At 37.8% G+C, this 8342-nt stretch carries 8 protein-coding genes and 1 pseudogene; 4 read left to right on the top strand and 5 right to left on the bottom strand.

Going from position 1 to position 8342, the window contains the following annotated elements:
* Window positions 1-13 precede the first annotated feature (13 nt).
* Window positions 14-256 (top strand): CorA family divalent cation transporter, encoded by a 243-nt coding sequence (locus ASU00_RS26480; RefSeq protein WP_330219561.1) that lies wholly within the window; start codon window positions 14-16, stop codon window positions 254-256.
* A gap of 323 nt (window positions 257-579) precedes the next feature.
* On the opposite strand, the gene rihB is transcribed toward ASU00_RS26480, so the two are convergent.
* Window positions 580-1515 (bottom strand): ribosylpyrimidine nucleosidase, encoded by a 936-nt coding sequence (gene rihB, locus ASU00_RS23245; protein ID WP_057915818.1) that lies wholly within the window; start codon window positions 1513-1515, stop codon window positions 580-582.
* Between the two features lie 108 nt (window positions 1516-1623).
* Here rihB and yeiL point away from each other — a divergent pair, with 108 nt between their 5' ends.
* Window positions 1624-2295, top strand: a complete 672-nt coding sequence (yeiL, locus tag ASU00_RS23240) for a transcriptional regulator YeiL (protein ID WP_082630596.1) — start codon at window positions 1624-1626, stop codon at window positions 2293-2295.
* A gap of 199 nt (window positions 2296-2494) precedes the next feature.
* Here the strand turns inward: yeiL and ASU00_RS23235 are convergent, their stop codons facing one another.
* Window positions 2495-3025 (bottom strand): sugar O-acetyltransferase, encoded by a 531-nt coding sequence (locus tag ASU00_RS23235; protein ID WP_057915817.1) that lies wholly within the window; start codon window positions 3023-3025, stop codon window positions 2495-2497.
* A gap of 115 nt (window positions 3026-3140) precedes the next feature.
* Complete coding sequence (locus ASU00_RS23230) at window positions 3141-3767, bottom strand: class I SAM-dependent methyltransferase (protein WP_057915816.1); 627 nt, start codon at window positions 3765-3767, stop codon at window positions 3141-3143.
* Window positions 3768-4204: 437 nt separating this feature from the next.
* On the opposite strand from ASU00_RS23230, the gene ASU00_RS23225 reads away from it, so the two are divergent.
* A complete protein-coding gene (locus ASU00_RS23225; protein WP_057915815.1) occupies window positions 4205-4765 on the top strand; it encodes a sugar O-acetyltransferase in 561 nt (186 codons plus the stop codon).
* A 300-nt stretch (window positions 4766-5065) separates the two neighbouring features.
* On the opposite strand, the gene ASU00_RS23220 is transcribed toward ASU00_RS23225, so the two are convergent.
* Complete coding sequence (locus ASU00_RS23220) at window positions 5066-5599, bottom strand: GNAT family N-acetyltransferase (protein ID WP_236712822.1); 534 nt, start codon at window positions 5597-5599, stop codon at window positions 5066-5068.
* Window positions 5600-5819: 220 nt separating this feature from the next.
* Between ASU00_RS23220 and ASU00_RS23215 the strand changes: the two genes are divergently transcribed.
* The gene (locus tag ASU00_RS23215) at window positions 5820-6590 is read left to right on the top strand and encodes a sporulation protein (RefSeq protein WP_057915813.1); all 771 of its coding nucleotides are present in this window, start codon (window positions 5820-5822) and stop codon (window positions 6588-6590) included.
* Between the two features lie 197 nt (window positions 6591-6787).
* Here the strand turns inward: ASU00_RS23215 and ASU00_RS23210 are convergent.
* A pseudogene (locus ASU00_RS23210) lies at window positions 6788-7276 on the bottom strand (EamA family transporter); the annotation flags it as partial.
* Window positions 7277-8342 lie beyond the last annotated feature (1066 nt).

The raw sequence follows: 8342 nt of genomic DNA, 5'->3' as shown, positions 1-8342 counted from the left end.
ATATACAAGAATTTTGAACAGTATAACGGGGTCATATTCTTCGCTAATATCGAATGAATTGAATAATACCATGAAAACTCTTACGTTAATGACAGTCTTTTTAACACTTCCTACACTTGTATTCAGTTTTTTTGGTATGAACGTTACCTTACCTATTGGTGTTCAGGATCCCTTCTCTTGGATGATTATACTGATAATAGCATTAATTTTTATTGCCTTGATCAGATTGGCACTATGGAGAAGGAGGATATCTTAAATTGTTACGTATAAATTAAAAAAGCAGTCGATTTAAAAAACAAATCGGGCTGCTTTTTTATTTGATCATCGAAGCTTGTAAATTAATGTACTTAAACAGGTAGCTTTAGTGAAACAAGCCAATCAAAAAGTCGATTGCCATGTAAAGAAATTATTTAAATATTAAGTCTTTATTAGATATATATTTTTATTATCTTACTTATTTTTCATAAGCTGCAATCCTCTTCCAGCTACAGTCATGAACGAGAAAAAGCCTTAGACTGCCTCTGCTTATTCTTTATTCAAGATTAATAGCTATTCCCCCATAAAGGTAGGATGAATAGATCAATCATTATACACGGAACAACTCTGCTCAACGAGATTCCAGAAATGGTCTTGGTTAAGTGTTATACCTACTTTACAATTAGTAGGCATTTTGCTGGTTCCATAATAATCGCATACTGTGCGGCCATAACTTGGTCCACCTGTGATGTCTATTACAGTGTACATCTCCTGCAGGGTAAAAATCTCAGGATCAATTAAATAGGCAACACAAGTTACATCGTGAACAGGTCCTCCCTCAAGGCCAAATACTTCATTTTGCGTTTTCAGCGTGAAACGCATGATATCTCCGAACAGTTCGCTTGCGCGGTTTCCAATGTTCTCCATTCTTTCTATGATATCAAGCGTACATACCGTCTGATTCGTCAAATCCAAACCCATCATGACGATTGGAACTCCTGACGTAAATACCACATGCGCGGCTTCCGGATCGGCCAAAATATTGAACTCCGCGGCCGGAGTCAAATTGCCAAGACCATAGGCTCCGCCCATCAACACAATTTCTTTAATTTTTCCAATAATACGAGGCTCCAAACGCATCGCCATACCGATATTGGATAATGGCCCTACCGGAACCAAGATGATGTCGCCATCCGAAGCCATCAAGGTTTCAATCAAATACTGAACAGCATGTGTCTTTTCTGCTTCCCGAACCAACGGTGGGAACACGGGGCCGTCCAATCCGGTTTCACCATGAATGGCGTCAGCCACTATCTGTTTTCGCAGCATGGGTCTATCCATACCGGCATATACCGGAGTCTTTATTCCAAGGTGCTGACAGACATTCAGGCCATTTACAAGTGTCTTGTCCAACGTTTGGTTTCCCGCAACAATCGTAATTCCTAAAAGATTAATCTTCGGATGTCGTGCGGCCATCATTATGGCGATCGCATCATCATGGCCAGGATCACAATCGAGAATGATTTTCTGCTTTTCCATGTTGTCATCGTCCTTTCTTTCCTTCGAATATTTTCACTTAACAGCAATTGAATTATAGCTTGTTCAGTCATATACTGAATATGAGATTTCTCACATGGAGGAATGTATATGAAACGGATTAATGACGGAATGATTCTCAAAGACTACTTGTCCCATTCGGATTTTGAACAGTACTTTTCTTTTCAGGCAGCGCAATACGCCCAGTTATTTCACGCCAAGGCAGGTGATTACCTCATGCATGAAGGGGAAGTGCCTGCTTATTTGTATTACCTTCATACTGGCCGAGTGAAGCTATACCTTACTTTATCTAACGGCAAGGTTTCTTTAATCGATTTTTTTGAAGCTCCATGCTTTATAGGAGAAATGGAATTAATCGGCGTGCAAAGGGAATCACGTGCGATACAGGCGCTTGGAGATTGCTATTGTTTAGCATTGCCGGTCAGCAAATGCAAAGAGCAACTGCTCAATGATGCTTTATTTCTAAGGAAGTTGTGTATTTATTTAGGAACCAAGAATAGCCGAAACGTGGCAGCTCTTTCTCAAAATCAGGCTTTCCCTCTGGCCAATCGATTGGCGGCTTTTCTTTTATACGCTTCCGCCGATGGGTATTATAAGGAACCGCATACGCATACGGCGGAATATCTTGGTGTCTCATACCGACACTTATTGCAAACGTTTTCTACTTTTTTGCAAAATGGATACATCACGAAAGAAAAACGCGGATATCATTTGGTAAACCCTGTCCCCTTGGAGGATATGGCTCGTACAATCGAACTATAAAAAAATTTATCATGCGCAGAAAGTAGTCCCAACCATTACGTTTCAAAATAAAAACAGCGTTTGGCCAAATCTTGTGACTGAGTTTGGCTCTTTAGCATACTTTTACCCTTTAATGGCATAAGAAAAAGGCTGACTCAGTAACCAGCCTTTTTGAAGTAAAGCACCCGTATGTTTAAGTACAAAATTTCTATGAGAGAATTTATATATTTTTCATTACCCTTGCTGGGTTTCCGGCTACTATTGCATTAGCAGGTACATCTTTCGTAACAACAGAACCAGCAGCAATAATTGAATTATCACCAATTGTGATTCCAGGTAAGATAACACAACTACCACCAATCCAGACATCATTACCAATCGTTATTGGAATGGCATAGCCACTCTTGTTCCTCTCCTTGGGTTCGATTGAATGACCTGCCGTATATAGTCCAACATTAGGACCAATCATACAGTTATCACCAATCCTTACTTGTGCCATATCTAATATCGTACAGTTATATCCCGCATAGAAATTATCCCCAATGTGAATATTGTATCCTAAGTCACAATGGAAGTTATGTTCAATACTTGGAGTGACTCCTACGCTTCCAAACAATTCATTGATAATTTCTTCTTTTTTTTTTGAATCTTCGATAAGACAATTGTTAAATTCTTGAACAAGTATATGGGCACGGATATTTTTCATTCTGAGTTCCTCCGTCCCTCTTTCGTAAAAAACTTTCTCCTTCATTTCTAATCCCCTTTCTTTACAGTTACTCAGATAACGCACCCGTTTGTTTAAGTCTTTTCACCATTTATTACAGGAATGCTGCCACTAGCATTTCCTCATCTCATTTTGATTATGTTTATATTCCTTTCTTACATCTAACCATTATAAAATTTATGGGAGGCTTATTTTTCATGTCCTTACTTGGCTCGTCAATCTCTGAGAATTCTGTAAGGCCATATTCTCCAAATTCTTGTTTTGTGGAGACAGAATCATAAAAAAACATTTTTACACCTTCCATTATCTCAAAATAGTCTTTATCCAATTGTTTTCCCTTGCCAAACATTGGGGCCTTTTTTGAAACAGTTGTAAAAATCATATATCCATTTGGCTTTAGCTGATTATAACAATCTTTAATAAACTTCTCTCTTTCATGCTTATTCAATAAGTGAATAAGGGCATGGGAGAATATACCATCGTAAAGTTTGTTAGTAAAAGGCATGTCACTTACTGAACCATGAAAAATTCTACTATCAAGCCCATTTTGCCTCGCTAAATCAATTGCTGTTTTTGAAATCTCAATACCTGTAACATTTATTCCATTTTCAATAAAAACCTTCGCATTTCTACCATATCCAATACCTGGTATTAGTATATCCTTAACATTCTTTTCAAGGAAAAAGTCCTTTGTTAAGATTGCGGATTCTGTAGGCTCAAATCCCCACATCGTTTGTTTTTCTATAAAACTCGTTTCCCAAAATTCCATCTTATCTTTAGCCCCCTTAGTATAAGTACATTATTTAAAATCTTCTTGAGTTATATACACTACCGCAATAATCACTTGTGAAGGAGCAAGATTTATTCTTTTTCTTTGAAGAACTTCCTTATGTTCTCAAGTCTATAAGGGATGTAACGAAGTATCAAGTCGACTCGGTGTAATGTAGATTACAGTATTCTGAGCACCCAAATACCCTTATTTTTTCAAAAGTAAAGCGTAATTTATAACAGGTAATAGTCCAATGTTTTAACCTTTTAATTTATGTCCTTAAAGACTTTTAGTTTGATTTTCCTATTTTCACAAATAACTGGTATGCGGGCAGGTAGAGAGATACAATAGAGTTGGGACATTCACTGAATTAAAGACTCATTATCGACGACATGTTTTTGCAACACTCAAGTTAATATACCGAAGGAGTAGATTATATGACGGAAAAGGAAAAATCACATGCCGGCATGTTATATCAACCCGGAGATCCTGAGCTTGTAGCAGACCGCGATATTACGATAAAAAAACTACACGATTATAACAACATACACCCACTTGATCGCGACGTAAGGCAGGCCGCAATAGGCGAGTTGTTGGGCAAGACCGGAGATAACTGCGTTGTGGAGCAGCCACTTTTTTGCACTTACGGGTATAATACCACAGTGGGCGATAATTTCTTTCTTAATGTCAACTGCAAGCTTATGGACAGTGGGAAAATCACGATTGGAAACAATGTATTTATAGCACCCAATGTTTGCATTATAACGGAAGAACATGCCATGAATGTGGAACAACGGCTGAAAGGGTTGGAATATACAAATCCGGTCAATATCGGTGATAACGTCTGGATTTGCGCTGGCGTTATTGTATTGCCGGGCGTGACGATCGGCGCGAACAGTGTTATTGGCGCGGGTAGTGTTGTCACTAAGGATATTCCATCAAACAGTTTGGCTGTCGGTAATCCCTGTAAAGTAATCCGCAACTTAAATGATGAATGAATCAATATTCACTAGGAGTACGGCCGAAATACGTGAAAAATAAGGTATTAACAATGAATACCTTATGAAATCTAGTTTACATATGAAGGTAGTAAACGAGCCAAACCCCATAACTATCAGGGGTTTGGCTCGTTGTTTCTTCCTCCGTTATCGTTCATTCACTAAAAATACTTGATTTGATCTTACAGGAATACAGCCCTAAAGTTGAATAGGAGTAGAAGAATCGCACGTTCAAAAGGCCGCCAATTGGCAGCCTTCTTATGGCGCTAAAGCACTTGTTAGTGCAACAAGATATACGTTCTATTTTTCTTCAACACATAATACTGAGACATCTTTCCAGCCATAAGCAACATCATCTACTACCGTTCCTCCAAACTCACTCTTCCTATGAGAATATTCTTTTCCTCCCATACGTTCATAAAAACCAAGTCCAGATTTATTTTGTTTCATTACCCAAACCATCATAGAATAAATACCTTTTTCTTTAAAATGCTTAGCAATAGCTGACACAAGCTGCCTACCAACACCTAATCCTCTACATTCCTGTAAGAGATAAAGCGAATATAGCTCTCCATCAAAATTCTTTTCATCAATACTTTTACCTGATGCAAAACCTATAATTTTCCCTGTATCATTAATTGCAACATAAATAAAAGATTCATTTTCGTTATTCAAAAAATCAATCAATCTTTTTTCTGCTTCTTCGTACGATAATTCGTCCAGATAATCGTCAGGTACTAGACCACGATAAGTAGTCCTCCAACCATCAACATAAACTCTTGCTACGCCTTTTATATCTTCTTCACTTGCTTTTCTAATCTTCAAACTAATCACCCCTAATAGTACACAATGAAAATTATTATAACATTCTTGTTGAACTAAACTGCCCCGTTATACTTTCTTTACAAGTCTCCCAGCATTGCACCACTTAGATATGCATAAGATTTTGTGGTTTCACTTTTTTATGGCCCATTAAACTTTGACCACTTCTTGAGGTGCTCATGAACCTATTATGCTATGCTATTTATAGACTTACAAAGGGGGAATTATGTACATGTCATTTTTTGATAAGATGAAAGCAAGCATCGGAATCGGTGCGGCGAAAGTGGATACAAAATTAGAAAAAGATTCATACAAACAAGGGGAAACGGTAAAAGGGAACGTGTTTGTCCTTGGCGGAAACACCCAACAGGAAGTCAATGGTCTGTACATCCATTTGATGACACAGGTTTTGAGGGAACAGGATGACCGTAAGTATTTAGATGATGTTACCCTTTACAAAATTAAGGTTTCGGATGCATTCGTCATTGAAAAAGGCGAAGAAAAGGTGATTCCGTTTTCCTTGCAACTTCCGTACGAAACGCCAATCACGATAGAGGACGTGTCTGTGTGGATGAAGACGGAAATGGATGTGACGTTCGCATTGGACCCTAAAGATAAGGATTATATAAACGTAGTTGAAAATGCAACAGTCAGTAGCTTCCTAAAAGCAATCGAATCATTAGGATTTTACTTGAACAAAGTTAAAAATGTACCCTTCAAACGTAGCAAAACGGGAGTCTTTCAGGAATTCGAATACAAGCCAAATGGTGGTCCATTCCAAAGAAGCCTTGATGAGGTTGAAATTGGATTTGTCGCGGACGCTCAATCCGTAGATTTATTCATCGAAGTGGATAGAAAAGCAAGAGGACTTTCTGGGTTTTTGGAAAGTGCAGCAGGAATGGATGAATCCAAGATCCGCGTGCAATACAAACATTTCCAACAAGAAAGTGTAGAAACAGCCAAGCAAGAACTAATGGATATACTATCGCGTTATTCTCGATAAATTGGATTTGCTTAACTGTAACCCCATAATCAGTTAAGATCATACCTATTAGTTTAAGAAGAAAAACTGCCTTAAGACACCTCCAATTTCCAGCTTACGCACTCGTTAAAGGAGTTGCCCCAGCAACTCCTATAGATGCATTAGAAAAGGAGCTGCTGATCAGCTCCTGAATAAAATCAAGTTCTGTTAGTTCACCCTTAATTTACATGTACAGGATGCTTATCATTCCGGCCTCGAATTCCGAACCCTAAAGCAATTGCAGCTCCAATGCAGCTAGATAGGCAACCTACTACGAGATAAATGGATGGTGTTGATTCACCAATGAAAACGGAAGCAATCCCTCCAATTGCTGGGAATAGCGCTACCATATACCCGCTTTTTGCTCCGCCAATTTTTTCTACAAGTTTTAAATAAAATAGCCAAGCCATAAAAGAAGCAATCAAAGTTAAATATAGCAAAGCAGATAAATAGGTAACGGTTGTTGGAAGTATGATTTTTTGTCCTTGAAACAGTACAATTGATCCCATTAAAAGGCTGCCTACTGTAAAACCAATGGCATTAGCATAGATAGGGTCAACCTTAAGCTTAGCATTTCTTGCTGAACTGGCATCACCAATAGCTGTAAGGATAGTGCCTAACAAAGCAATCATAATACCTTTTAAATCAGTTAGCCCTTGATATTCGTTTTACTGTGTATTGTTCTTCGCTCATCCATCCCATTCCTTCCTGTTTAATTTGCCTTTAACTTAGTTAACTAATTAACATAACATTTTAATATTCCATTCTATACCCAGTTATTTATGTTCGTTAAACGGCAAAAAAACATTTAGCATTTATAGTTAATGAAACACATAAATCACATTTCACATGCTTTTCCCAAATATAAATTAGGAGCATTAGTTGAAAGTTTTCGAATGTATATATTATCCAACAAGTTAAATCGGAAGTAAAAAGGCCTTTAATGTACGTGAAAGACAATTGAATATTTGAAGTTTTTCTTTTTCTTGTAGCATATAAGTTCTAGCTCACAACTGTATTATTAGTTGAAATAGAAGATTCGATTAAACCGCAATTGTGGAAAAAGAGGTAACATGGCGAAACATATTAGTCATGTCTAAATGTATCGCCCTTTATTTTTTTGACTTTATAATCAAATAATTTGAGTTGGAATGTTATCCCTAACTATATCTTGTCATAAATACTCCCTAGCTCAATTTTACATGTTTCTTTTAGTTGTTTGGATTATTTATAGGAATACTTTCTTTATGAAAATCGTATTGCGTTAATATCGATATTTAAAGCGCTTGAGGAAACTACATTTAATGCTACTGTAAAAGCGATTCTAACTTCATATGTTGTAGTTCCATTGAGAGCAGCAGTATTCACATTAGTAGATGCAACAGGAAATCTTGCTGTACCCGCACTACTTATACTTCTTTGAACGGCACGTGTATCAATTAAAATTCCATTACGATATAGCCTAGTTTGAAAGGTGAAATTTGAGTTGGCAACTGTGACCACATCAATTGATACCGCATAGTCCACTTTGATGTTTTGACCAACAATAGTTGGTACATTCAATGTAGCCACTGTCGTTTCAGTTCCAATAGTTGTGAGGACAATTGGGCCAGCCACGTCTGCAAAAAATAATTGAGGACCTGCGCCTTGCGGACCTTGGAATCCTTGCGGACCTTGGAACCCTTGCGGACCTTGGAATCCTCGCGGACCTTGGAATNTTGCGGACCTTGGAAC

The sequence above is a fragment of the Peribacillus muralis genome (assembly GCF_001439925.1).
GTDB lineage: Bacteria > Bacillota > Bacilli > Bacillales > DSM-1321 > Peribacillus > Peribacillus muralis.
Note: the sequence above shows the minus strand (reverse complement) of the source record. Positions and strands in the feature narration are given on the sequence as shown.

Coding starts and splice junctions, on each gene's coding strand:
- rihB (WP_057915818.1), bottom strand. CDS start 1,515: ATGGAAAAGCAGAAAATCATTCTCGATTGTGATCCTGGCCATGATGAT.
- yeiL (WP_082630596.1), top strand. CDS start 1,624: ATGAAACGGATTAATGACGGAATGATTCTCAAAGACTACTTGTCCCAT.
- ASU00_RS23235 (WP_057915817.1), bottom strand. CDS start 3,025: ATGAAGGAGAAAGTTTTTTACGAAAGAGGGACGGAGGAACTCAGAATG.
- ASU00_RS23230 (WP_057915816.1), bottom strand. CDS start 3,767: ATGGAATTTTGGGAAACGAGTTTTATAGAAAAACAAACGATGTGGGGA.
- ASU00_RS23225 (WP_057915815.1), top strand. CDS start 4,205: ATGACGGAAAAGGAAAAATCACATGCCGGCATGTTATATCAACCCGGA.
- ASU00_RS23215 (WP_057915813.1), top strand. CDS start 5,820: ATGTCATTTTTTGATAAGATGAAAGCAAGCATCGGAATCGGTGCGGCG.